The sequence below is a fragment of the Rhizobium sp. FKY42 genome (genome assembly GCF_005222835.1).
GTDB lineage: Bacteria > Pseudomonadota > Alphaproteobacteria > Rhizobiales > Rhizobiaceae > Neorhizobium.
In genome coordinates this window covers 73374-98552 of the sequence record NZ_STGA01000029.1, presented here as the reverse complement: position 1 = coordinate 98552, position 25179 = coordinate 73374, and the positions used below count along the sequence as shown (strand labels likewise).

24 protein-coding genes and 3 tRNA genes are annotated in these 25179 nt (G+C 56.0%); 12 read left to right on the top strand and 15 right to left on the bottom strand.

Annotated features, from left to right (window positions below; translation table 11 throughout):
* The first annotated feature begins 4 nt into the window (after positions 1-4).
* Complete coding sequence (locus E8M78_RS11285) at positions 5-2494, top strand: Wzz/FepE/Etk N-terminal domain-containing protein (protein ID WP_137135145.1); 2490 nt, start codon at positions 5-7, stop codon at positions 2492-2494.
* An 87-nt stretch (positions 2495-2581) separates the two neighbouring features.
* Here E8M78_RS11285 and E8M78_RS11280 read toward each other — a convergent pair whose 3' ends face one another.
* A complete protein-coding gene (locus E8M78_RS11280) occupies positions 2582-3784 on the bottom strand; it encodes a GNAT family N-acetyltransferase (protein WP_170973394.1) in 1203 nt (400 codons plus the stop codon).
* A gap of 226 nt (positions 3785-4010) precedes the next feature.
* On the bottom strand, positions 4011-4220 hold the full coding sequence (locus tag E8M78_RS11275) for a DUF2842 domain-containing protein (RefSeq protein ID WP_137135143.1): 210 nt from the start codon (positions 4218-4220) through the stop codon (positions 4011-4013).
* A gap of 129 nt (positions 4221-4349) precedes the next feature.
* On the opposite strand from E8M78_RS11275, the gene E8M78_RS11270 reads away from it, so the two are divergent.
* Positions 4350-5441, top strand: coding sequence for a COX15/CtaA family protein (locus E8M78_RS11270; RefSeq protein WP_246658297.1), 1092 nt, complete (start codon positions 4350-4352; stop codon positions 5439-5441).
* Between the two features lie 10 nt (positions 5442-5451).
* Here the strand turns inward: E8M78_RS11270 and E8M78_RS11265 are convergent, their stop codons facing one another.
* From E8M78_RS11265 to rplM, 6 genes are all read right to left on the bottom strand, one after another.
* Positions 5452-6276: a class III extradiol ring-cleavage dioxygenase gene (locus tag E8M78_RS11265; protein WP_137135141.1), complete on the bottom strand. Its 825-nt coding sequence runs from the start codon at positions 6274-6276 to the stop codon at positions 5452-5454.
* 149 nt (positions 6277-6425) lie between these two features.
* Positions 6426-7358, bottom strand: coding sequence for an N-acetyl-gamma-glutamyl-phosphate reductase (gene argC, locus E8M78_RS11260; RefSeq protein ID WP_137135140.1), 933 nt, complete (start codon positions 7356-7358; stop codon positions 6426-6428).
* Between the two features lie 62 nt (positions 7359-7420).
* Positions 7421-8380: an agmatinase gene (gene speB / locus E8M78_RS11255; protein ID WP_137135139.1), complete on the bottom strand. Its 960-nt coding sequence runs from the start codon at positions 8378-8380 to the stop codon at positions 7421-7423.
* Between the two features lie 4 nt (positions 8381-8384).
* Positions 8385-8732: an antibiotic biosynthesis monooxygenase gene (locus tag E8M78_RS11250; protein ID WP_137135138.1), complete on the bottom strand. Its 348-nt coding sequence runs from the start codon at positions 8730-8732 to the stop codon at positions 8385-8387.
* Positions 8733-8881: 149 nt separating this feature from the next.
* Positions 8882-9349, bottom strand: coding sequence for a 30S ribosomal protein S9 (rpsI, locus tag E8M78_RS11245; RefSeq protein WP_062552648.1), 468 nt, complete (start codon positions 9347-9349; stop codon positions 8882-8884).
* Between the two features lie 2 nt (positions 9350-9351).
* Entirely contained in the window at positions 9352-9816 is a 465-nt protein-coding gene (gene rplM, locus E8M78_RS11240; protein WP_062552647.1) for a 50S ribosomal protein L13, read from the bottom strand.
* A gap of 707 nt (positions 9817-10523) precedes the next feature.
* Between rplM and E8M78_RS11230 the strand changes: the two genes are divergently transcribed.
* On the top strand, positions 10524-10967 hold the full coding sequence (locus E8M78_RS11230; protein WP_137135136.1) for a CoA-binding protein: 444 nt from the start codon (positions 10524-10526) through the stop codon (positions 10965-10967).
* A gap of 28 nt (positions 10968-10995) precedes the next feature.
* Here E8M78_RS11230 and E8M78_RS11225 read toward each other — a convergent pair whose 3' ends face one another.
* On the bottom strand, positions 10996-11418 hold the full coding sequence (locus E8M78_RS11225) for a DUF6455 family protein (protein WP_137135135.1): 423 nt from the start codon (positions 11416-11418) through the stop codon (positions 10996-10998).
* 242 nt (positions 11419-11660) lie between these two features.
* On the opposite strand from E8M78_RS11225, the gene E8M78_RS11220 reads away from it, so the two are divergent.
* Entirely contained in the window at positions 11661-12944 is a 1284-nt protein-coding gene (locus E8M78_RS11220) for an O-acetylhomoserine aminocarboxypropyltransferase (RefSeq protein WP_137135134.1), read from the top strand.
* Between the two features lie 7 nt (positions 12945-12951).
* The gene (locus E8M78_RS11215) at positions 12952-13296 is read left to right on the top strand and encodes a cupin domain-containing protein (protein ID WP_137135133.1); all 345 of its coding nucleotides are present in this window, start codon (positions 12952-12954) and stop codon (positions 13294-13296) included.
* Here E8M78_RS11215 and E8M78_RS11210 read toward each other — a convergent pair whose 3' ends face one another.
* The 5 genes from E8M78_RS11210 to clpP form a co-directional block, all read right to left on the bottom strand.
* The gene (locus tag E8M78_RS11210) at positions 13297-14193 is read right to left on the bottom strand and encodes a DMT family transporter (protein ID WP_137135132.1); all 897 of its coding nucleotides are present in this window, start codon (positions 14191-14193) and stop codon (positions 13297-13299) included.
* Positions 14194-14350: 157 nt separating this feature from the next.
* Positions 14351-14626: a DNA-binding protein HupB gene (gene hupB / locus E8M78_RS11205; protein ID WP_062552640.1), complete on the bottom strand. Its 276-nt coding sequence runs from the start codon at positions 14624-14626 to the stop codon at positions 14351-14353.
* A gap of 188 nt (positions 14627-14814) precedes the next feature.
* Entirely contained in the window at positions 14815-17235 is a 2421-nt protein-coding gene (gene lon / locus E8M78_RS11200; RefSeq protein WP_137135131.1) for an endopeptidase La, read from the bottom strand.
* Between the two features lie 352 nt (positions 17236-17587).
* Entirely contained in the window at positions 17588-18865 is a 1278-nt protein-coding gene (gene clpX, locus E8M78_RS11195; RefSeq protein ID WP_137135130.1) for an ATP-dependent Clp protease ATP-binding subunit ClpX, read from the bottom strand.
* Positions 18866-19151: 286 nt separating this feature from the next.
* Positions 19152-19784 carry an ATP-dependent Clp endopeptidase proteolytic subunit ClpP gene (clpP, locus tag E8M78_RS11190; RefSeq protein WP_137135129.1) on the bottom strand — a complete coding sequence of 211 codons (633 nt, stop codon included), beginning with the start codon at positions 19782-19784 and terminating at the stop codon, positions 19152-19154.
* Between the two features lie 242 nt (positions 19785-20026).
* Between clpP and E8M78_RS11185 the strand changes: the two genes are divergently transcribed.
* Positions 20027-21277, top strand: coding sequence for a GGDEF domain-containing protein (locus E8M78_RS11185; RefSeq protein ID WP_170973393.1), 1251 nt, complete (start codon positions 20027-20029; stop codon positions 21275-21277).
* 117 nt (positions 21278-21394) lie between these two features.
* Positions 21395-22414: an NAD-dependent epimerase gene (locus E8M78_RS11180; RefSeq protein WP_137135127.1), complete on the top strand. Its 1020-nt coding sequence runs from the start codon at positions 21395-21397 to the stop codon at positions 22412-22414.
* A gap of 127 nt (positions 22415-22541) precedes the next feature.
* On the opposite strand, the gene E8M78_RS11175 is transcribed toward E8M78_RS11180, so the two are convergent.
* Positions 22542-22617: transfer RNA gene (locus E8M78_RS11175), tRNA-Val, on the bottom strand.
* 335 nt (positions 22618-22952) lie between these two features.
* On the opposite strand from E8M78_RS11175, the gene E8M78_RS11170 reads away from it, so the two are divergent.
* The 5 genes from E8M78_RS11170 (at position 22953) to E8M78_RS11150 (ending at position 25120) form a co-directional block, all read left to right on the top strand.
* Positions 22953-23029 (top strand) — tRNA-Asp (locus E8M78_RS11170).
* Positions 23030-23053: 24 nt separating this feature from the next.
* Positions 23054-23130, top strand: a tRNA-Asp gene (locus E8M78_RS11165).
* 434 nt (positions 23131-23564) lie between these two features.
* On the top strand, positions 23565-23930 hold the full coding sequence (locus E8M78_RS11160) for an NADH-quinone oxidoreductase subunit A (protein ID WP_062552634.1): 366 nt from the start codon (positions 23565-23567) through the stop codon (positions 23928-23930).
* Complete coding sequence (locus tag E8M78_RS11155) at positions 23921-24502, top strand: NADH-quinone oxidoreductase subunit B (RefSeq protein ID WP_137135126.1); 582 nt, start codon at positions 23921-23923, stop codon at positions 24500-24502. Before E8M78_RS11160 ends, E8M78_RS11155 begins: the two co-directional genes overlap by 10 nt.
* Before the next feature lie 15 nt (positions 24503-24517).
* Positions 24518-25120 (top strand): NADH-quinone oxidoreductase subunit C, encoded by a 603-nt coding sequence (locus E8M78_RS11150; protein ID WP_137135125.1) that lies wholly within the window; start codon positions 24518-24520, stop codon positions 25118-25120.
* Positions 25121-25179: the final 59 nt, after the last annotated feature.

The following is a 25179-nucleotide window of genomic DNA, read 5'->3' as shown; positions in this document are numbered from 1 at the left end:
CGCAATGTCTGGCGTAAGCGGAAATCAGGACGCAGATATCGACATCGGCCAGTTGATGAGCGCGGTGTGGGAACGTCGCATGCGAATTCTGGCGACGACGATCCTGGCCGGTGGCATTGCTCTGGCAATTGCCGGCACCATGACGCCAGCCTACAAGGCTGAAACACGATTGCTGATCGAAACGCGAGAAAACTCCGTGGCAGGCCGCGAAACGCAAGGCGCCTCCGAACCGGTGCTCGATCAATACAATATCGTAAGCCAGGCGCAGATCCTGCAGTCGGCAGATCTCATCAAGGCAGTGGCAAGAGATCTCAAACTGGCCGAGCTCAAGGAGTTCGATCCGGAGGCACATTCGTTCCTGTCCGGGCCGCTCGTGGCAATAGGAATGAGAGCCAATCCGATGGACACGGCACCCGAGGAGAGGGTGCTGAAAGCATTCCGGGAGAAGTTGCAAGTCTATCCCGTTGAGGGCTCACGCATCATCGCGATCGAGTTTTCATCACAGGATCCCAAGCTTGCGGCTGCTGTGCCTAACCGGATGGCAGATCTTTATCTCTCCATGCAGAGCGGCGCAAAGATCGATACGCATACCGAGACAACTCGTTGGCTGGAGCCGGAAATACAGGCTTTGCGAACAAAGGTACAAGAGGCCGAGAAAAAGGTCGCGGATTACCGAACGTCGGCTGGCCTGTTTCGCTCCTCGGAAAACACCAGTTTCTCTGAGCGGCAGCTGAACGATATCTCCACCGAGCTCGCACGGGTGCGGACTGAGAGGGCAACGGCGGAAGCCAAGGCTCAGAACGTCAAGCGGGCGCTGGATGCTGGCACAGGCTACGATATTTTGAATGATGTCATCGCTTCGCCGATGATTCAGCGGCTTAAGGAAACTGAAGCCAACCTTCAGGCGCAGATTGCTGATCTTTCGATTTCCATGATGGACGGACATCCCCGTCTGCGTGGACTGAAGGCGCAATTGGCAGGAATTCGCCAACAGATCCAGGCAGAAACTCGAAAAATTCTTGCGGCAGCCGAAGGCGAAGCGCAGGTTGCAAACGCGCGCGAAGTGCAGCTGAATCAACAGTTGACGGCGATAAAGGCAGATTCTGCCCGTGCAGGCGAAGAAGAGGTTGGCCTGCGCGCACTCGAGCGTGAAGCTGCTGCGCAACGCCAGTTGCTCGAAAGCTATCTCTCTAGATACCGAGAAGCTGCATCGCGCGCAGATCGGGCGGCAACGCCAGCAGATGCTCGCGTGATTTCATCCGCTGTAGAGCCGTCCGAACCCTACTTCCCCAAGGTCGTGCCGATTACCATCGTCGTGGCGCTGGCTACACTCATTTTGTATGCGCTTGGCATTGTCGTTGCTGCTCTCTTTAGCGGGCGGGGCCTCCGCCCTGCCGCAACCAGCGATGAAGACCTTGTTGTGGTTCGCTCGACAAAACCTGTCGATACGCCTGCAAGTGTCGAATTGCCCGCTACAGCATTGAACTCGGCACAGGCTTCCTCTTTCGAGCAGCCAGGGGAGCAACCCCTTGTCGTCCGAAAAAGGACGACAACCGAGCTTGAAGCGATCAACACAAAGTCCGATGATACATCGGTGCGAACCTTCAGTGCTCTGGCCAAACTGCGCGCGCGCTCCGCTGTGGCGAAAGAGGACAATGACGAGAAGGTAATCGTTACGCCTGCGCCCCAGCCATCGAAGTCCGTTTCTGAAGAGGTCGATGCTGTTTCATCAGACGAGACACCCACGGACCCCTTCCGGGAGCTCAAGGAGTCATTGTATTCAAAGTCCGGGGACGAAACAGAGGTTCGGCAAGCTGCGCGAGATGAGATGATCGCTGCAGCAACCGTTTCGACTTCGGTAGAGCCAACGAAGCAGGATCAGGACGAGGTTGTCGAAGTTTTGTCCCTGAGCGTTGAAAATGTGCGTGATCTGTTGACGCGCACAGGTCTTCCCATGGCAATCAGTGTATCGCCAACCGGTGACGATGGTTCCACGGCGACGGTGCTGCTGGCGCGCGAGATCGCGGAAATGGGTCGCAGTGTGGTTCTGGTCGATATGTCTGGCTCCGCATGTCCGACGCGACTGATGGCATCGAATGCGCAACTTCCCGGCATCACGGACCTTCTCTGTGGTACGACGCCGTTTGGTGAGACCATCCACCCCGATCGTCTGTCCGACGCTCACATTATTCCGCAGGGCGGCGCTGATCCCGCCCAGGCCATGCGCGGTGCTGACAGGCTGGGAATGATTTTCGATGCCCTGACCGGCGCCTATGACATCGTGATTATCGAATGCGGACGGGCTGAGCCGCGGAGCCTCGTACGGCTTACGAAGAACAACCCGATGCAGATTGTTCTGTCGCTGGCAGGCGCAGGTGAAGAGGTCATAGCAAGCCAACTCGAAGCATTCCGGAAGGCTGGTTACGGCGATGCGCTTGCGATGACTGCGAGCGCGACTGACAACCCGCAAAATCGTGGGCAGCACGCAGCCTGATAATCTTGTGTTTCAGCGATGATGCGACTGGACCAATTCGTATCGATACAAAGCCGAACCCGCTGGCGTTTGAAGTGTCAGCGGGTTTCAGCCCTCCGCGGCGGCAATTTTGGAGGCTCTGATTCGCTGTAGCAGACGGTAAATTGTGGGATTGCGTTTCAATAGCGATTTCAGACGGATCTGGGCCTGCTGTACGATGGCTGCCAGATGGCCTCGACCGGAGATCGGAACCATCAGATCATAGTGCACCGTTTCTACGGGGCACCAACTGCGTTTGTAGAGTTGATCACCCAGCCCGAAATCAAAAAGTTTGGCACCACTGCTGCAAGCATTTTCGATGACATGCCAGAACAGCAGTTCACCGGGGCTGGTTTCCGGCACACGACTCTCATCTATCGAGCCGAATTGGCAGATTATGTGATTGCCCTTGCGCGATAAGCCGCAGATTGCAGGGGTGGCGCGGTCGCCACCCGCCGTCAATTTGATTGCAGAAAGCCGTAGCGGGTAGTTTTCTGCATCGGCGGGTTCATCAAGAAGCGCATGAAAGAATCGCTGTACGGAAGCGCCGGCAAAGACATCCGGCAAGCCCTGGGACCGGAAGCGTTCGCGCTTCTGTTCAAAGAAGAGGTCCAGAAGTTCGTGCTGCTCGCCTGCGTGCTCGGGTGTGAAGACCTCATACCCTCCAAGTTCGCTGATCCGCCGTGTCTGTTGGCGAAACTTCTTGCGCCTGCGCTTGGCGTTGATCTGGGCCAGAGTCTCTTCAAACGAACCGAGAAGCGGCAATTGGAAGGAGTGGTTGATATGCTCTACGGCTGAAAGCCGGTGCAAGGGCAGTCTGTTGCCCTGCCATTCCTTCGGGATCGCACGCATGTGCAGAATGTCGACGTGCTGGGACAATGCGCTTTTGATCTGTGCGATACAGTGCATCAGGGCCGACTCCGAGAAATCGCAACCTGCTGCGAACAGCCCGGTATTTATGTTGTTGAACGGACCGCCAGGAAAGCCAGCGGAACGAATGCCGTGGCTGGAGGTAATTCCAAGCGGTAAAAGGAAGAGGGGCTTGCCCATTTGCGAGCCCAACAGGAAAAGCGGCTTGTCGGCTTGTGTCGCATACCAGGCCTTGCACCACTCGATAGACTGGTGCGGACTGTTCCATGAGACCTGCTGCAGTTCCCGCCACGCATCCGCAACCTGCTCGATTTCTTGATGAAGGCTTACGACAAGACCATGCTCGCGCGCAGCGTCCGCAGCGCAGCTGTCCTGATCCATCCGTGCCGTCACTGCGCTCATGGCAAATCCGTCCATCTCTAATGCATGTCGCGCTCAAGCGGTTTCGGCGAAGCGGAACGAACATGCATCAATTCACAGTCTCACAGCGTCGTTCGCGCGTTCAATCGAATGCGCCGCGCTGTAGGTGGCGGCCCAAACTTTACCGGCAAACGCCGCATAAGCTGTTAGCACGAGAACGCCATTGATCAACTTTTAGACAGATGGTTAAGGCTCTCTAAAGCGATCCTCAAACCTTTCTCGGTCCCGCCATCCAGCGGATAATCAGCATCGCGGGCAGGATCCAGATAACGCCTGTCAGTAGGAAATAGAGGAGGTGAACATACCAGGGTGCTGTGGAAAGGGTCAGCGTGGCTATGGTTGTCGCAAGGACTGCATAGACTGAAACGAGGACGATAATCAGGATCGTGCCAATGAACTTTTTGAGCCGCAGAGGCATTCGCCTGTCTCCTTGTTTTATCTATCCCGTGCCGCGACGGCATGCCGCAAAGGGCAAGCACTTGTTTTGCACCGAAGGGTAGGGCAAATCAACGACCAATAACTATGTTGACGAATGTCAGGAGATCTCATGGCGACGTCGCAGACGACAGACGTGATGCAGGCGCCAGTAGGGCGCGTCGAGACGAATCGAAGGGCGCTGCGATGGTGGCTGAAAACGGTCATTGCAACGCTGTTCTGTCTCGTTCTGGTCGGCGGAGCAACCCGGCTTACGGATTCCGGTCTCTCGATCACCGAATGGAAACCCATCCACGGCGTCATTCCGCCCTTGAGCGTTGCAGACTGGGAGGAGGAGTTTCAGCTCTACAAACAGATTCCAGAGTACCAGAAAATCAACAAAGGCATGTCACTGGATGAGTTCAAGTCCATTTTCTGGTGGGAATGGGCTCACCGTTTCCTGGCCCGTGCGGTCGGACTGGTCTTCGGCCTGCCGCTCCTGTTTTTCTGGCTAAGCGGTCGGGTCGAAAAACGCCTGCGTTTGCCGCTGGTTGGTCTTCTGGCCCTCGGCGGTTTTCAGGGATTCATTGGCTGGTGGATGGTGTCGTCCGGTCTGTCAGTGCGCACTGATGTGTCGCAATACCGGCTTGCCACCCATCTGACCATCGCCTGTATGATCTTCTCCGCCTGCGTATGGATCATGCGTGGCCTGACGCCGCAGAAGGTTGATCGTCCACCAACCGCACATTCACATCTTGCCGCAGGCGGACTGGCTTTTCTGGCTCTGTTCCAGATTTATCTGGGCGCGCTGGTGGCAGGTCTCGACGCTGGCTTTACCTATAACACCTGGCCGTTGATGGATGGCGCGATCATCCCGCCAGACCTCTTCGTGCAGAACCCATGGTGGATCAATCTGTTTGAGAACCCGAAGACGGTCCAGTTTGTTCATCGCTGCGGCGCCTACCTGCTTCTCGCATTGACTCTGGTTCATATGATGCAGTCCATCCGACTGACACCCGGAACAACTCACGCAAAGGGCGCCATAATTCTCTTCGGATTGGTCTGTCTCCAGGCCGCCATCGGCGTCACGACTTTGCTGCTGCATGTACCCATTGAAATGGGGCTTCTGCATCAGGCCGGCGGTCTGGTCGTACTCGGTTATGCCATCGCCCACTGGCGCGGTTTCTATGGCGAGTTTCCCAAGGATCAGGCTATTTCAGCCTGATCCTTAAGGTTCAGCCGAAACGATAAGCAGAATAGGGTTTGCCCAGGAAATCGGTCGTGAAGATCCGTTTGCCGGCATCGCTTCCGGCCGCGCCCGCCGCGACAAATAGCGGGACAAGATGATCGTGGTCCGGCACATGACAGGCGAGCGCATCGGGGTTCTCGTCCCAAAGGGATAAACGGGCGGCTCGGTTCGCTGTATCCTTTTCCTCGATGACATCGGCGAGCCATGCATCGAAGCGCGAAGCCTGCGCGACATGTTCCGGATCCGCCTTCCGGAACATTGGCATGTTATGATATGTCATGCCCGAAGCGATTATCAGAACATCTTCATCGCGCAACGGTTCGAGAGCTTCGCCGATTTTGATATGGCTTGGCGCATCGAGCGTATTCTTGAGCGAGATCATGGTGATCGGTACATCAGCCTTTGGATAGATCAACATGAAGGGGATGAAGACGCCATGATCAAAACCTCTGGCTTCATCCTCTGCTGATTCAATACCGGCATCTGAAAGCAGTTGACGTGCGCGCGCGGCAAGTTCAGGAGATCCGGGGGCCGGATAGCTTAGTTCGTAAGTATGGGCCGGAAAGTTGTAGTAGTCGAACAGCATGCCGGGATTGGATGCGGTGCTCAGTGTTGGAACTGGCTCATTTTCCCAATGGCCTGATACAACCAGAACGGCCTTCGGGCGCCTGCCGACATCGTCCGCCAGATTGCGTAGGAATGCCCCAAGATCATCCCACGGCCCTTTCCCCTCAGCATTCTTGGGGAATTCCATGAACGGCCAAGGCCCGCCGCCATGCGGAATGAAATAAACTGGAAGTTTTTGTGACATCTGCGCCCCCGGAAGCTCTAATAAAGGGCATATCAGGAGGCGAGGCCATCGCATAGCTATACGCATACCGACAATTCGTTCAATAAAATTGAACAATGAGAAAGCTGCCACCTCGCGGCGACAGCTGTCTTCAAGTCGTCAGCTGAAACTTATGCCGAAAGCATCAGATCCATGTTCTGGACAGCTGCGCCGGAAGCGCCCTTGCCGAGATTGTCGAGAAGCGCGACAAGGTTGACATGCGAGCCACCCGCTGACCCGAACACAAACAGCTTCATCGTGTCCTGTCCGGCCAGTTCCTCGGCGTCAATACGGCCCAGCTTGCTGCTCTCTTCAAGCGAAACCACGCTGACAATGTTCTGACCGGCATAATGGTCCACAAGAGCGGCATGGATGCTTTCCAGCGTTGCACCCTGTTTCAGGTCATCCAGAAAAAGCGGTACCTGAACGATCATACCCTGTGGGAAACGTCCGACGGAGGGCGAGAACAATGGGGCTCGGTCAAGGAGCCCGTGGATCTTCATTTCAGGCACATGTTTGTGCTTGAGGGTCAGACCATAAAGGAAGTTGTTGGCCGAAATTGCATCGTCGCGCGTCTGGTCTTCCATCTGGGCAATCATCTGCTTGCCACCACCCGTATAACCGGACACGGCATTCACGCTCACAGGATAGCCGTCTGGCAGAAGACCTGCGGCCCGCAACGGGCGAATGAGCGCAATTGCACCGGTTGGATAGCAACCCGGATTGGCGACCAACCGAGCAGACTGGATCTTGCTTTTCTGCGCCCTATCCATTTCGGCAAACCCGTAGGCCCAATCCTCGGCAACGCGATACGCCGTCGAGGTATCGATGATCCGCACCTTGTTATTGCCGCTCAGCATGGCAACCGCTTCGCGGGATGCGTCGTCGGGCAGGCAGAGGATAGCGATATCCGCGCTGTTCAGAAGATCCTCACGCATGGCTGCGTTGCGGCGTTCCGCTTCGGGAATGGACAGGAGTTCCACGTCGCGGCGGCCAGCCATGCGGGTGCGGATCTGCAATCCCGTTGTGCCGTGTTCGCCGTCGATGAAGATTTTCGCGCTCATGTCCTTGTCCAGATTTCAATGGGTTACGGGTGCAGACGGAATCATTTTATCCGCCAATTGATTCACTTTGTTAACTGCCTCGCCAAACGTTCGGCTCTAAGCCCGAGCATATACATTGCAACTGTCGCTCCGGCAATGGCGGTGACATCCGCATGGTCGTAGGCAGGCGCCACTTCCACGATGTCCGAGCCGCGAATGTCGAGCGGGCCGAGTTTCCGAAGAACCGACAGCATTTTTGCCGAGGAGGGGCCACCTGCAACGGGCGTGCCGGTGCCCGGTGCGAACGCCGGATCAAGGCAATCGATGTCGAAAGTCAGATAGCAGGGTGCTTCGCCGACATGGGAAAGGATGGTTTCCGCAATGGCCTGCGCGGACATATCCTCGACTTCATAGCCATGAATAATCCGAATGCCGAAATCGTCTGGCGCCTGCGTTCTGATGCCGATCTGGATCGAGCGGGCAGGATCAATGACCCCCTCTCGCACTGCTCTGCCCACAAAGGAACCGTGATCAATCCGCTTTCCGTCATCGTCCCAGGTGTCCTGGTGCGCGTCGAAATGAACGAGTGCTAGCGGGCCATGCCTTGCAGCATGCGCTTTCAACAAGGGCCAGGTTACGAAATGATCGCCGCCGAGGGACAACAGATAGGCATCCGAAGCCAGGATGCGCGCCGCTTCCTGTTCGATGAGGGTAGGTGTCTCTTGATGGTTCCCGTAGTCGAGCAGGACGTCGCCGTAATCTATGACCGCCATTTGCTGGAACAGATCACGCGCAAACGGATATTGCGGATCATTGTCAAAGATTGCTGATGCACGGCGAATCGCCTGCGGCCCAAAACGGGCTCCTGGCCTGTTGGAAACAGCGGCGTCGAAGGGAATGCCGAGAATAACAGCATCGACATTCTCGAGACTTTTGGTGTACCGGCGCCGCATGAAAGACAGCGCGCCCGCATAGGTGGGATCAGTCGCGGCACCACGTATTGTTTTTGCTGTGAAGGCGTTATCGATGGATTTCGAAGCCATGGGATCAATCCTTCACGAAGCCATAGGCGCGCTGCACGAGAGCGATCCGAACCTCGTAACGCTCGTACCAGTCTCTCCGGCCCTGTTCCTGCGCAGCAATATGATCTACGACCTGTTTCCATGAAATGATGCTGGCCTCATCGATCCAGTAGGAGTTGGTGATCCCAAATCCATCGGCGCCGCGCACGCTCTCATAGCCGAGATAGCCCGATTGCTGCTCGGCAAGATCCAGCATGGTCTGGGCCATGTCTGCGTATCCGCAATCACCAACAGTTCGATGAGAACTGAAAGCCACCACGAAATAGGGTGGCTTTGGCAGCGCTGCGAAACGATCTTTCGGTTCCGCTGACATAGTGATCTCCCGTTAGAAGCCCCGTTAGAATTAATGCCTGATGATGCCCAGATGGTTTGTTCGGACAAGCCTGAAATATTGATGAAGCCATAACGAAAAAAGGCGGAGCCGAAGCCCCGCCTTTCCAATCCAGTATCCAGGAGAAGCGATTAGCGCTTCGAGAACTGGAACGAACGGCGGGCCTTGGCCTTACCGTACTTCTTACGCTCGACAACGCGGCTGTCGCGAGTCAGGAAGCCACCCTTCTTCAGAACCGAGCGCAGGCCTGGTTCGAAGTAGGTGAGAGCCTTGGAGATACCGTGACGAACGGCACCGGCCTGACCGGAAAGACCGCCGCCAGCGACGGTTGCGATGATGTCGAACTGGCCATTGCGGGCAGCTGCAACGATCGGCTGCTGCAGGATCATCTGCAGAACCGGACGTGCGAAGTATGCCGAATAGTCCTTGCCGTTGACAATGATCTTGCCGGAACCAGCCTTGACCCATACGCGGGCAACAGCGTTCTTGCGCTTGCCGGTAGCATAGGAACGGCCCTGTGCATCAACCTTGCGCTCACGTGCCGGAGCGGAAGCCTGACCAGCGACGCCGAGGTCCTTCAGGGAAGAAAGGTCAGCCATGCTTAGGCGCTCCTTGTGTTCTTGTTGCTGAGCTTGGCCACATCGAGCGTGACCGGCTGCTGTGCTTCATGCGGATGGTTGGAGCCAGCATAAACGCGCAGGTTCTTCATCTGGCGACGGCCGAGCGGGCCGCGCGGAATCATGCGCTCAACAGCCTTCTCGAGAACGCGCTCAGGGAAGCGGCCTTCGATGATGGCGCGTGCAGTGCGCTCCTTGATGCCGCCCGGATAACCGGTGTGCCAGTAGTACTTCTTGTCGGAGTACTTCTTGCCGGTGAAGACGACCTTCTCAGCGTTGATGACGATGACGTTGTCGCCGTCGTCGACGTGAGGCGTGTAGGTAGCCTTATGCTTGCCGCGAAGATGATTTGCGATGATGGTAGCGAGGCGTCCGACAACGAGGCCTTCGGCGTCGATCAGCACCCACTTCTTCTCCACCTCAGCGGGCTTCTGTACGAAGGTAGACATATGTGCTCTCTTCTTTTCATGATCCCGTAGCGAGGAGACCTCATCTCGGGCGTTTCTTGTTGCTTGGTTTTGACCCGCGAACAGGCCAACAGGGCACGAAAGTCACGCTTTCACGACCTGCAGCGGCTTATAGGGGTAGATGCCGGCAACGTCAAGATAACCGCAATTGGCGCCGCGGAAATAAATCCAATAAAATCAGTTAGTTGATGCTGTGGTTTTATGATACCACAAAAAATCGACTGAATCTGCTGCATGGAGGCCGTGGTTTATCGCCAACCAAAACATCCTTCGTCCAGAAAACTGTCGCAGTCTCCGGGGGAAGGGCGCATTTCGCACTGACGGACAGGGCAGTTGCGAACATCTTTGGTCGGAATGCTATCGGGCTTTGCGTACTCGCCGCCGGCGCAATAGCGGTCGCTCGAAACATAGCGATCATAGAGTGTCATCCCGGTTCGTCCTGGGTAGCGGAAGATAACCGCGCCTTCGCGTGCAATACGCTCCTGCGCTGCCGCGCATGTCATGGATGTCGAGTTATAACGTGATATGGCGGCCGCTGGTTGGCTGCTTGCGATAGTCAAAAACGCGACGCTTGCGGCAATCAAACAGTGAACTTGCATTTGATCATTCCTTTTAAGCCTTGTGGAACCTAAATAGCGCAAACTGTTTCTCAGCCAAGAGCATGAACTGATGCTGTGGAGGATCACGCAATGGATCACAATCTCTACGACGACGGCTATCTGACGGACATCTTGAAATCCGTTAAATCAATCGCACTGGTGGGTGCGTCTCCCAATCCGGGCCGGCCCAGCCATGGCGTGATGGGCTTTTTGCTCTCCAAGGGGTATCACGTCATTCCCGTCAATCCGGGTCAGGCTGGCAAGACAATTCTTGGCCAGAAGGTGTATGGTCACCTGGCCGATATTCCCGAACAGATCGACATGATCGATGTCTTCCGTGCCTCGGAATATCTGGCTGAAGTTGTCGATGAAGCACTTGCGCTTTCGCCGCGCCCAAAAGTCCTCTGGACCCAGTTGGGTGTAACCGAAGAAAGTTCGGCCCTGCGGGCAGAACAGGCGGGTTTGCAGGTTGTCATGGATCGTTGCCCGGCAATCGAATATCCACGGCTCCTCGGACATCATCCCGCGCATTGAATCGACAGGACTGAGAGGCCCCAGAGCGCTAGTCTACGAGCAAATCCGGCTGCACTCTAAGCGCGTTCATCTCGCTTGCATTCAAGCAATAGGAGGCAAAGTTTTCTGGTGCCTGGTGCGCGGCAAGATCATGTCGGCATTGGTCTTTCGACGCGCAGTGCGAGCAATTCGATTGCATATTGCGGAACTGGTTTGGCGAAAGGAGGCGCACTTCAACCGGATCGATATGCAGTGCATGCATCAACCGTTCCATTTCTTCCGCGCCATTCGCGGCCAAGCGGTTCAATTCCAGCAGTTGATGACGGTCGATTCCCAGATCGGCCGCAATCTCCTTCTGCAGTTCAGGGGCCAGATCATCCAATTCCGATAAGGTTCGGAAACAGTTGCGAATATTTCCGTAGAGATGCGACAATCGCGCTGCGAAACTTCCCGATGCTTCGTTCATAGCCATGCTGATGCCTCCTGACGATCCGGCCTGCAGTGTGGCACGTCTGTGAGCAAGCACCTTGATCCGGATCAAGTTCTCAGCGGGGCAGGAAACTCGACCCATTGTAACGGGCGAGGCGCCTCAAAATATTTTCAGCGCAGGTACAGTTAATGCCCCTAGCCGGTTTGTCGCCGGAGTATGTCGCTGTCTATAGTGCTGCTATGGTCAGCCGAAAACGGCGAATCCTGTTCAAGGGAGGAACAAACATGACATCCGCCAATCCTGGCTTTTCCACACTTGCGATTCATGCAGGCGCAAAGCCTGATCCGGCCACAGGCGCCCGAGTGACGCCCATTTACCAGACAGCGTCCTACGTATTCGAAAGTGCCGATCATGCGGCAGCCCTTTTTGGGCTACAGCAGTTTGGCAACATCTATACGCGAATCATGAACCCCACTCAGGCGGTGCTGGAGGAGAAGGTTGCGGCACTGGAAGGCGGTACCGCTGCTCTTGCCGTCGCCTCGGGCCACGCAGCGCAGATGATCGTCTTTCATACGATCATGAAGCCCGGCAGCAATTTCGTCGCGGCACGCCGACTCTACGGCGGATCCATCAATCAGTTCGGGCACGCCTTCAAGAATTTTGGCTGGGAGGTACGTTGGGCAGATCCTGCCGATCCGCAAAGCTTCTCCGCCCAAGTCGACGAGAACACACAGGCAATCTTTATCGAAAGCCTTGCCAACCCCGGCGGCACCTTCGTGGACATTGCGGCGATTGCAGAGGTCGCTCAGAAGCACGGCCTTCCATTGATCGTGGATAACACCATGGCCAGCCCCTATCTGGTTCGTCCCCTTGAACACGGAGCCGACATCGTCGTGCACTCCCTGACCAAGTTCCTCGGCGGGCATGGCAATTCAATGGGCGGTATCATTGTAGACGGAGGCACCTTCGACTGGTCCGCATCAGGGCGTTATCCGATGCTGTCCGAGCCGCGGCCTGAATACGCGGGTGTTGTACTGCATCAGACGTTCGGAAATTTTGCTTTTGCCATCGCCTGCCGCGTCCTTGGCCTGCGCGATCTAGGCCCGGCAATTTCACCCTTCAACTGCTTCATGCTCCTGACCGGTATCGAGACACTTCCGCTTCGCATGCAAAGGCATTGCGACAACGCCCTGGCGGTGGCGAGGTGGCTGAAAAAACACGATAAGGTGTCCTGGGTCTCCTATGCAGGGCTGGAGGATGATGCGAATCATGGTCTGCAGCAACGCTATTCACCATCGGGTGCTGGTGCGGTCTTCACCTTCGGCCTGAAGGGCGGCTACGAGGCTGGCAAGACGTTTGTCGAAGGGTTGAAGCTTCTTTCGCATTTGGCAAACATCGGCGATACCCGTTCGCTGGTCATTCACCCCGCTTCAACCACCCATCGACAGTTGACGCCCGAACAGCAGATCGCTGCCGGGGCAGGGCCGGACGTCGTGCGCTTGTCGATCGGCATCGAGGATGTGAAGGATATCATCGCTGATCTCGAACAATCGCTCACGAAGGTCTGAGAATAAAATGAAAGACGTCGTCCGTTTTGATTTTACATCCATTCAGCCGGAGGAGGGCGCGCCTGCGCCCGACCGTCTGATTTCCGGCGAACCGCGGTTCCGGACATGGAATATCGAAGAAGCGGATGGCGGCGTCTACGCCGGGATTTGGGAGTCAACGCCCGGCAAATGGCGTATCCGTTATGACGAATGGGAGTATTTCCATATTCTGGAAGGCCATTCGGTCGTGACCCCGGATGATGGCGCGCCCATTCATCTCAAGGCGGGCGACAGGCTGATCCTCAGGCCAGGGTTCAAGGGAACCTGGGAAGTCATTGAAACGACTCGCAAGGACTACGTGATTCGACTGTGATCACCGCTGCTGCTGTCGTGCCTCTTTCAGCATCAGCGACAACGACGCCCCCAGAATAAGCAGTGCGCCGAGCCACAGATAACCGCTCGGCGCATAACTAAACACCACCCAGCCCGCGAGCACGTTGAGCGGCAGCTTCAGGTCATCGAACGGCTGTACGTAAGCGGCGTCGGCCACACTATAGGCAAGCGTGAGCAGATATTGCCCGATGGCGGTGAGAAAGCCCGCCAGAACAAGAAGCCACAGCGAGGAGGCTTGCGGGAGAGCAAAGCCGGTACCGAAGGCCAGAGCGGCATTGATGGGTGTCAGCAGCACGAACAGCCAGATCGTGACGGTCTCGGCCGGTTCATGGTGCGTCAGGTTCTTCATGATCAAGGATGAACCGCCCCAAAGGAGAGCAGCAAGCACAGGCAGGAGCGCGGTCGCTGAAAAGCTATCGGCCCAAGGTTGAAGAATGATCATGGCGCCTGTGAAGCCGATTGCGGTTGCCGACCAACGGTGCAGACCGACAGTCTCGCCCAGAAACAGACGGGCGCCGATGATCACGAAAAACGGCGACGTCATGACAAGGGCAATTGCCTGCCAGATCGGGACAGTGACCAGACCATAGGCCCAAGCCTGAACTCCGAGGGCAGCCAGAACAACGCGAAGCACGTGGCGGACCGGATGGCGCGTCCGCATTGCCCGAATGCCGAGCTTGATCAGCAAGGGCAGGGAGAATGCTGTTGCAATGGCATATTGCCAGAACGCCATGGAGGAGGCTGGAAAGTGCAGCACCATAGCCAGCCATTGGGTTAGGACATTGATCGCTGCAAACACCATCCCCGCCAGGATCATGAAGAGCGCGCCCAATATGGCAGGAGAGCGGATCAGGCTTTTCGGCTGGTGGGCGTTCATGAGATATCCGTCGTTACTGCTGGCCGCAATCAACTGTCGACCACGTGGTCACATCGATAACAAGTCAACGGTTCGCCATCAAATGGAAAGCCCGGCGCAATGGCCGGGCTCGGATATTCAAAACAGCTGCGTTTCTGCAAACGCATGCTAGACAGCCTTAGCTGTTTACGGCGTCCTTCAGGCCCTTACCGGCCGAGAACTTCGGAACGTTGCGAGCCGGGATGTCTACTTCAGCGCCGGTCGATGGATTACGGCCCTTCGAAGCTTCGCGGCGCGATACGGAAAAGCTACCGAAGCCTGCGAGACGAACATCGCCACCGTTCTTCAGTTCAGCCTGAACGGCATCGAGAACTGCGTCAACAGCCGATGCGGCGTCTGCCTTGGACAGACCGGCCTTTTCAGCAACGGCGGATACCAATTCGTTCTTGTTCATGTTTCCACCCCTTTCAATGGTTTCACACAAATGGACCTAGTCGGGGCAACGATTCATGCCGCCCTTCGCCCAACCAAAAGCTCTGCGATTGCCTGAAAAACAAGGGGCTTCCAGCAGTTTTCACAAAAAAGGCCGGTGAAATACCGGCCTTTTTCCACAAGAGGTGCATAATCTACACCCTATGATGCTCAATGGGCGACAGTCGCACCCGTATCGTCGCTGCCGTCAACCGCAGCAATGACCGTCGTTTCGACCGTTCCATCCCATTCGATAGGTTCCGGTTTACGCAGGAGCGCATGCTCCAGAACCTCACCCATCCGCGATACAGGGATAATCTCCATGTTGTTCTTAACGTTGTCCGGGATATCCGCCAGATCCTTGGCGTTTTCTTCCGGGATAAGAACCTTCTTGATGCCACCGCGCAGTGCAGCAAGGAGCTTTTCCTTCAGACCGCCGATTGGCAGAACACGGCCACGCAGGGTGACTTCACCCGTCATGGCGACATCCTTGGAGATCGGAATTCCCGTCATGATGGACACGATGGCGGTTGCCATTGCGATACCAGCGGACGGACCGTCCTTGGGGGTTGCCCCTTCTGGAACATGGACATGGATGTCCGACTTGTCGAAAAGCGGCGGCTTGATTCCAAAATCGACGGCACGCGAGCGAACATAGGATGCCGCTGCAGAAATCGATTCCTTCATGACATCCTTCAGGTTACCGGTCACAGTCATGCGACCCTTGCCCGGCATCATAACGCCTTCGATCGTCAGCAATTCGCCCCCGACCTCGGTCCAGGCAAGACCGGTGACGACACCAACCTGATCTTCACGCTCTGCTTCACCGTGGCGGAACCGTGGAACGCCCAGATAATCGTGAATGTTCGCAGCCGTGACCTCGACGGTCTTCGTATTGCCCTTGATGATCTCCGTCACGGCCTTACGTGCGAGTTTCATCAATTCACGTTCGAAGTTACGGACGCCGGCTTCACGCGTGTACTGCTGAATGACCGAGGTCAGGGCGTCGTCGCTGACGGAAAACTCTTCCGGCTTCAACGCGTGCTCCTTGATGGACTTCGGCAGCAGATGGCGCTTGGCGATCTCGCGCTTCTCATCTTCCGTATAACCGGCGATACGGATGATCTCCATGCGGTCCATGAGTGGAGCAGGGATGTTCAGCGTATTCGCGGTCGTGATGAACATCACGTCCGAGAGATCATATTCCACTTCCAGGTAGTGATCCATGAAGGTGGAGTTCTGAGCCGGGTCGAGGACTTCGAGAAGAGCCGAGGACGGATCGCCACGGAAGTCCATGCCCATCTTGTCGATCTCGTCGAGCAGGAAGAGCGGGTTCGACCGCTTGGCCTTCTTCATCGACTGTACGACCTTACCTGGCATGGAGCCGATATAGGTGCGGCGGTGACCACGAATCTCAGCCTCATCTCGCACGCCGCCCAGGGCCATGCGCACATATTCGCGGCCGGTTGCCTTGGCGATTGACTGTGCGAGCGAGGTCTTGCCGACGCCAGGAGGGCCGACGAGGCACAGGATTGGCCCCTTGATCTTCGTCGCACGGGCCTGGACTGCGAGATACTCGACGATACGCTCCTTGACCTTGTCGAGACCGAAGTGGTCCTGATCCAGGATCTTTTCCGCGTTGTGCAGATCGATCTTGACCTTCGACTTCTTGTTCCAAGGAATAGTCAGCAGCCAATCGAGATAGTTGCGAACAACGGTCGCTTCGGCAGACATGGGGCTCATCTGGCGCAGCTTCTTCAGCTCGGCTTCCGCCTTTTCGCGGGCCTCCTTGGAGAGCTTTGTCTTGTTGATGCGCTCTTCCAGTTCGGCCATCTCGTCACGACCGTCTTCACCGTCGCCGAGCTCCTTCTGGATCGCCTTCATCTGTTCATTCAGGTAATATTCGCGTTGCGTCTTTTCCATTTGACGCTTTACGCGCGAACGGATGCGCTTCTCGACCTGAAGTACCGAGATTTCGCCTTCCATGAAGCCGAGCGCTTTTTCAAGCCGCATCTTCACGCTCACCGTTTCCAGCATTTCCTGCTTCTCGGTGATCTTGATGGACAGGTGCGAGGCAACAGTATCTGCGAGTTTCGAATAGTCCTCAATCTGGCTCGCGGCGCCGACGACTTCAGGCGAAATCTTCTTGTTCAGCTTCACGTAGTTTTCGAATTCCGATACCACTGAACGTGCAAGGGCCTCAACCTCCACCGGATCTTCGACCGGCTCGCTGAGAATGCTGGCTTGCGCCTCATAGAATTCTTCCCGATCAGTATAATCGGAAATCTCCGCACGCGCACGCCCCTCGACCAGCACCTTGACGGTACCATCTGGCAGCTTGAGCAACTGCAGCACATTCGCAACCGTACCAACCTTGTGGATTGCAGACGGTTCCGGATCGTCGTCGCCCGCGTTGATCTGGGTGACAAGCATGATCTGCTTATCGGAACCCATAACCTCTTCCAGTGCGCGGATGGATTTCTCGCGCCCGACGAACAGAGGTACGATCATGTGGGGGAAAACCACAATATCGCGCAGAGGCAGAACCGGATAAATACTTCCGTCCTGATGCGCCGACGCTGTATTCGTCATAACATTTCCTTTCACTCTTCCCGTTTCCGGGAGCCGTCCAGTTTAAGGCTGGACTTTCTGTCTTCTCCAAAGTGGAGGTTCCGGACGCAGTTTTCAAGCCTTGCACAGCTATCCGCGAGGCGGCTGTGGAAAGGTCGAGCATAGGGCCGAATGCTTACGCGTGACTGATTTCAGCATACAGAATCAGGAGCTTTTATCTGCCATAATGATCTGGCCACTGCTCCTAATCGTTCGGGCCGGTCAGGAAGCAACGCTCCGACACCTTGTGCCCCACCTCGAAGGGATTGAACCCTGGACGGGTGTTAAAGATAGCAAAGGGGCCCCGCAGGCCCCCTTGCAAATCGAAGTAGGATCAGGCTGAAACGTTTGCCTTTTCTTCCTGACGGTCGGCATAAATGTAGAGCGGACGCGCCGTACCACGCACGACCTCTTCAGAGATGACCACCTCGCGAACGCCCTCCAAAGCGGGGAGTTCGAACATGGTGTCCAGCAGGATCTTTTCCATGATTGAGCGCAAACCACGGGCGCCAGTCTTGCGAATGATGGCACGACGGGCAATCTCGCGGAGCGCATCTTCGTGGAAGGTCAATTCGACATCTTCCATCTCGAACAGGCGCTGATACTGCTTCACCAGAGCGTTCTTCGGCTCGGACAGGATCTGGATCAGAGCATCTTCATCCAGATCTTCCAGCGTTGCCAGAACCGGCAGACGGCCAATGAATTCTGGAATGAGGCCGAACTTCACCAGATCTTCCGGTTCCAGTTCGCGCAGGACTTCGCCTACGCGGCGGTCATCCGGAGCCTTCACGGTCGCAGCGAAACCGATAGATGTCTTCTCGCCACGAGCAGAAATGATCTTGTCCAGGCCAGCAAAAGCGCCGCCGCAGATGAAGAGAATGTTCGTCGTGTCTACCTGCAGGAATTCCTGCTGCGGATGCTTGCGGCCGCCCTGCGGCGGAACGGATGCAACAGTGCCTTCCATGATCTTCAGGAGGGCCTGCTGAACACCTTCGCCCGACACGTCCCGGGTTATGGACGGGTTGTCCGACTTGCGCGAAATCTTATCGACTTCGTCGATATAGACAATTCCGCGCTGTGCCCGCTCAACATTATAGTCGGCGGCCTGAAGCAGTTTCAGGATGATGTTTTCGACATCTTCACCAACATAGCCGGCTTCTGTCAAAGTCGTCGCGTCAGCCATGGTGAATGGCACGTCGATGATTCGTGCGAGCGTCTGAGCCAGGTAGGTCTTGCCGCATCCGGTCGGGCCGACAAGCATGATGTTGGACTTCGCCAGTTCCACATCGCCGTTCTTTGAAGCGTGCGCCAGGCGCTTGTAGTGGTTGTGCACGGCCACTGACAGGATCTTTTTCGCCTGCTGCTGGCCGATGACGTATTCATCCAGAACCTTGATGATGTCCTGCGGCGTTGGAACGCCATCACGGGAGTTCACCATTGAGCTCTTGTTCTCTTCGCGGATGATATCCATGCACAGTTCAACGCATTCATCGCAGATGAATACGGTCGGTCCGGCAATCAGCTTGCGGACCTCGTGCTGGCTTTTGCCGCAGAAGGAACAATACAACGTGTTTTTCGAGTCGCCGCCGTTGCTGCCGCTGACCTTGCTCATATCACTTTCCTTCCAGCACACCGATTGCCTGTCCCCAGGCTCGGAGAGTTCCTATGCCGGTGGGCCGGCTCTCGTGCGAAGAGCCATGCCAACCCGTTTCTGGGGCACTCTACCGAACAGGAACTTAACGGTCCCTCTTGCGGTGGCAACGCAACCCCTTCAATACCGCATGCTATGTCATAATAATTCAACACAGCATTAATAGATATTATTACCGTGTTCGTCGCCAGTTGAAACCCCGCTGCGGTCGAATAAGGGGTAACACTTGGTCGACTAGGACGATGCCTTAAGCGGAAGAGCCACCTTCCAGTTCCAGGCGCGTGGTGAGGATCTTGTCCACGACGCCCCATTCGAGTGCTTCGTCGCTATCCATGAAGTGGTCACGATCCAGCGTCTTTTCCACTTCTTCGTAAGTACGGCCCGTATGCTTCACGTACACATCGTTCAAACGCTTTTTCATCTTCAATATGTCGCGAGCATGGCGCTCGATATCAGATGCCTGGCCTTGGAAGCCACCGGACGGCTGATGAACCATGATACGGGAGTTTGGCATGGCAAAACGCATGCCCTTCTCGCCAGCAGCCAGCAATAGCGAGCCCATGGACGCAGCCTGACCGATGCAAAGCGTGGAAACCGCTGGCTTGATGAATTGCATCGTGTCGTAGATCGACATACCGGCGGTCACAACGCCGCCCGGTGAGTTGATATAGAGAGCAATTTCCTTTTTCGGATTTTCCGCTTCCAGGAAGAGCAACTGCGCGCAGACCAGAGACGCCATATGATCCTCGACAGGGCCTGTCAGGAAGATGATCCGCTCTTTCAGCAAACGCGAGTAAATATCGTAGGAGCGCTCGCCGCGGTTGGTCTGCTCGACGACCATCGGCACCAAGGCCATAGCGGTATCAACTGGATTTCTCATGGTGTTCCTTTGTCTCATCCGGCGCCCGACGGCGTTTCCGCCCGGAATCGTCTCTGATTTGGTCTCATCCCTACATAGAGTGTGAAAGCCGGGTACTTCAAGACTCCGTACCGGATATCCTTAACTGCTTGTAGTTTTCACCTCTTCTATAGCGTGATCGTTAGCAAACAGATCACAGCCGAAACGAGGTTTTAAGCTCTGCCCTTCATAAATTGCGGCGAAAATAACGCAGGATGAAAACGATGGATGCGATGACAGGCATGCTTCTGTGGGCGGCAGAAGCGCTTACGCTCGCGTTTTTGCTGATCGCAGCATGGCTGCACAATCGAAGCCAGACCGTCATGGGGCTGTGGGGGCTCGGTTTTGCGTGTCATGGAGCGAGCGTTTGTCTTGTCGGGCTGCGTGGTGTCATACCGGACTTCACGTCCATCGTTCTCGGCAACGAACTGATTCTTCTCGGCATCGCCTGCTGGGGGGTGGGCGTTTGCGTCTATGATGGAGTCAAGGCCCGCGTCTGGCTCCTGATTCCCGCTTTGCTCTATCCGATTGTCGTATGCCTGCCGCAAATCTATCCGTACTTCTGGATCCGGTCAGTCGTGATACAATGGGCGTCGGCCGCAGGTTACTTGATCCTCGCCTTTCTGCTGCTTACCGGCCAGAGGCCAGTTCCCTACGTGCGGCGTGTGTTCACGCTGGTGGCCTGTTGTCAGGCCTTGATCATGATCAACATGGGCGTCCAGGTTTTGATCAGCAAGCCGGTTACCTTCGCGCAGATGCCCAATCTCCTCGCGTCTTCTGTCGGCAACATCATTTGTCTGGTGGCAGGTCTGATGCTCGGAGGAAGAATGTTGATGGTGAAATCCGAGGAGCGGCTTGAAAGGGCCGCTGTCACCGATCCTCTCACGGGCGTTTTGAACCGCCGCGGCTTCCTGCAGCGTTTCAACATGTTGCGGCAACGCGTTGCCAGTCAGCGCACTCAACTTGCACTAATTCTGTTTGACCTCGATAACTTCAAACAGATCAATGACCTGAGCGGTCATATGACAGGCGACCGGGTGCTGGCCGAATTCTGCGCCACGGCGCAATCTTGCATAGGTCTGCGAGGAGAGTTCGGGCGAATGGGCGGCGAGGAATTCGCCTGTGTCGTGCCAGTTGGCAGCCGTGCGGAGGCAGCAGGCTTGGCAGAGGCGATTCGACTGACATTTATGAGACAGGAAATTGCAACGGAACAAGGTACTCGTCTATCCGCGACGGTCAGTGCCGGTATCGCAATTGCTGGCGGGCCGATTCCTGTCGACCTGGACGAAATGCTGTCTCGCGCGGACAAGTCGCTTTATTTTGCCAAGAATGCCGGACGAAACCGGACTGCGCTTCACGATGGCTTGAACATTTCCTGCGTCACGAATCAACGCGGAGAGGACGCAAGATCCGGAAAGCCAATTCAACTGACGACTACAAATTCGCTCGCTCAACCTACCGCAGGCGCTCAATAAAGGCCGTGACAAGCCAACTTGAGCAAGCGGCCAAAGGGGGCGTGTCCCCCCGGACGGTTGCTTTGCAGCGATGATTGTACTTTTATCCCGGCCGATTAACGGGAAGCTTTTTCGCACATGCACTATCTTGTAACGGGTACGGCCGGGTTTATCGGTTTCCATCTTGCACGCCGCCTGTTGGAGGATGGCCATCGGGTGACCGGTTTCGACGGTCTTACGCCCTATTATAATCTCAAGCTCAAAGAGGGTCGCCACGCTGCGTTGGCGCAATTTCCGGCCTTCCGTCCGGTCATCGGCATGCTTGAGGATCGTGCAGCGTTAAACAGTGCGTGCGAGCACGGACAGCCTGATGTAATAATTCACCTCGCCGCCCAGGCCGGCGTTCGCTACAGCCTTGAGAACCCACGCGCTTATCTGGATTCGAACCTGCTTGGATCCTGGAACGTCCTTGAACTCGCGCGGGATGTGGGTATCCGGCACCTCATGCTGGCCTCGACATCGTCGGTCTACGGCGCGAACGAATCGATCCCGTTTTCCGAAAGCGACAAGACAGACGAACCATTGAGTTTTTACGCAGCGACGAAGAAAAGCATGGAGCTGATGGCGCACACCTATGCGCATCTCCATCGCCTGCCGATAACCGCCTTCAGGTTCTTCACTGTCTACGGGCCGTGGGGTAGGCCTGATATGGCGCTTTTCAAGTTCGTGAAGGCGATACTGGAAGACAGAGAAATCGAGATCTACGGGGAGGGGCGCATGAGTCGCGACTTCACCTACATCGACGATCTCGTCAGCGGCATCATCGATCTATCGCATGTGATTCCAGCGGAGGAGAATCGGGTCACGGCAAACGGCGTGCGCGATACTCTCTCGCATCAGGGGCCGTTTCGAGTCGTGAATATTGGCGGTGGTCAGCCTGTCAGTGTCCTGGATTTCATTGAAACCATCGAATCCGTGCTGGGCAGGAAGGCCAAGCGTAAGATGCTACCAATGCAGCAGGGGGATGTGCCGCGGACCTATGCGTCCCCTGATCTGCTTGTGGCGTTGACAGGAAGAAAGCCTGAGATCGACCTGCATGCAGGAGTCGCCGCCTTCGTTGACTGGTACGTGGCGCACAGTGGGGAATTGCAGCTTTGATTCGAGCTGATATCTTTCTGCATCTCGCGCGGCAGTAAAGGGCCGCGCGGGCCGAAAACTCAAAACGACGCGACCAAAGGCACGCAGTGTAACCAAAAACAGAGCCAATTAGGTGAACTAGGGGAAATGGTGGGCGATGAGAGACTCGAACTCCCGACATCTTCGGTGTAAACGAAGCGCTCTACCAACTGAGCTAATCGCCCTGACGTCCGCGGTTCGTGTCCGCTGCGTCGGTGGCCGTGATGTATTCAGATCCGAAAAAAACCGCAAGAGCGTTTGCGAAGTTTTTTTGATTTTTTTGCCCAAAGGGGGAGCTGAAATTCTCAAAAGCCTTGAAACTCGGGGGTTCTCGCCTCAAAGTTTTTTTCGTCTTCCACAGGGCCTGATGTTCAAAATGGGAACTGTTGAAAAGAAACGAACATTCGTCACCGAATTGTCTTGAAACCTGCTTGACACCTCAGAACGAACGCCTTAGAGAGCCGGTCATCGACTGGCGCTGCCGGTTGGTGACGGGGGTTTCTCCCTTGTCTGGAAGAATGCGGGTGTAGCTCAGTCGGTTAGAGTGCCGGCCTGTCACGCCGGAGGTCGCGGGTTCGAGCCCCGTCACTCGCGCCATTCCAGTCAGAAACGAAACAGTGCGCGGGTGTAGCTCAGTCGGTTAGAGTGCCGGCCTGTCACGCCGGAGGTCGCGGGTTCGAGCCCCGTCACTCGCGCCATTTTGATTATGCCGACGAATTTAGGCTAGTTCGAAATACTCTTCAGCGAGAAGTACCCTCAGGGGCATTTCGGCTTTCCTATATTACGATACCTGCTGGTTTGTAGTGTTGATTCGACTGAAAGTCGCAAGTTTCGTACTCCGCCGGACGCAGGTCAGTTCGTTTCAAGCAACTCTTGCTATTCTGACGACCCCTCATCAACTGCTTGTACAAGTAGCCGTCAGCAAAAATCCTGAGCCATATCGTTTGTCTCCTCTTCGCTTGGTATTAACGTGCGGATGGATTTGTGCCATTTTGGTGCGGGAAGCTTGATTCAAAGGTCTTGCGCGCGGCTTCGGCCTGCGCTAGTCACGCCTTGTTGCAATGCACGTTCGCTTGCCGCGCATTCGCTTTTGTGCCGCCCGGCACCGCTTGGCAAGCAGGGATGGAATACGATGACTGAACTTCTCAGTTCCTATGTTCCGATCGCGATTTTTATTGGAATTGCCCTCGTGATCGGTCTGGCGCTTCTAATTGCTCCGTTCGCTGTTGCCTACAAGGCGCCGGACGCAGAAAAGCTGTCTGCCTACGAGTGCGGTTTCAACGCATTTGATGATGCCCGAATGAAGTTCGACATCCGATTCTATCTCGTGTCGATTCTTTTCATCATTTTCGACCTTGAAGTGGCTTTCCTGTTCCCTTGGGCAGTGTCCTTCGGAGAAATCGGTTGGTTTGGCTTCTGGTCCATGATGGTCTTCCTCGGCGTCCTGACCATTGGCTTTATCTATGAGTGGAAAAAAGGAGCGCTGGAATGGGAGTAGTCGAAAACGGCTCGACCCTGGTTGCGCCACAAGCGAAGGGCATCATTGATCCCCGGACCGGCAAGCCAGTTGGAAGCGACGATGCATTTTTCGGCGAGATCAACAACGAACTCGCCGATAAGGGTTTTCTGGTCACTTCGACGGACGAACTGATCAATTGGGCGCGTACCGGATCGCTGATGTGGATGACATTCGGTCTTGCGTGCTGCGCTGTGGAAATGATGCAGCTTTCAATGCCTCGCTATGATGTCGAGCGCTTTGGTTTCGCGCCGCGTGCTTCGCCACGTCAATCGGACGTGATGATTGTTGCGGGCACCCTGACGAACAAGATGGCCCCGGCTCTGCGTAAAGTCTACGATCAGATGCCAGAGCCACGTTACGTGATTTCCATGGGTTCCTGCGCCAACGGTGGCGGCTACTACCATTATTCCTATTCGGTGGTCCGTGGCTGTGATCGCGTCGTACCTGTTGATATCTATGTTCCCGGCTGTCCCCCCACTGCAGAGGCACTGCTTTACGGCGTGCTTCTGCTGCAGAAGAAGATACGCCGGACCGGAACGATCGAGCGCTGAGGGCGAGGACTGAATATGAGTGAGGCCCTGAACGACTTTGCGGCTTACGTGAACGAGGCTCGACCTGGCTTGGTCGCGTCATCAGCGATCGCGTATGATGAGTTGACGCTCAACACCACATCTGAAAACCTGATCGCGCTGTTGACCTTCCTGCGAGACGACGTGCAGGCACGTTATGTCAACCTCGTTGATATCGCTGGCGTCGACTGGCCGCAGCGTGCGCGTCGCTTCGATGTTGTCTATCATCTGCTCTCGCCAAGCCAGAACGCGCGTATTCGCGTGAAGGTGCAGTGCGGAGAGGATGAAGCGATCCCATCTGCCTGTGCGGTATACCCGGGTGCGGATTGGTTTGAACGGGAGGCGTGGGATCTCTACGGCATTCTGTTTACCGGGCACCCTGATCTTCGTCGTATTCTCACGGATTACGGCTTTGAAGGCCATCCTCTGCGCAAGGATTTCCCGCTGACGGGCTTCGTCGAAGTTCGCTATGATGACGGTGCCAAGCGTGTAGTCTACGAACCGGTACAACTGCGTCAGGAGTTTCGGAATTTCGATTTCCTGAGCCCGTGGGAGGGTACCGACTACGTGCTTCCCGGCGACGAGAAGGCCAAGGTCTGATTCGGGCGGCGTTACCGATGCCGCTTTAACAAGGAACGTCATCCCGCTGGCGCTTTTGA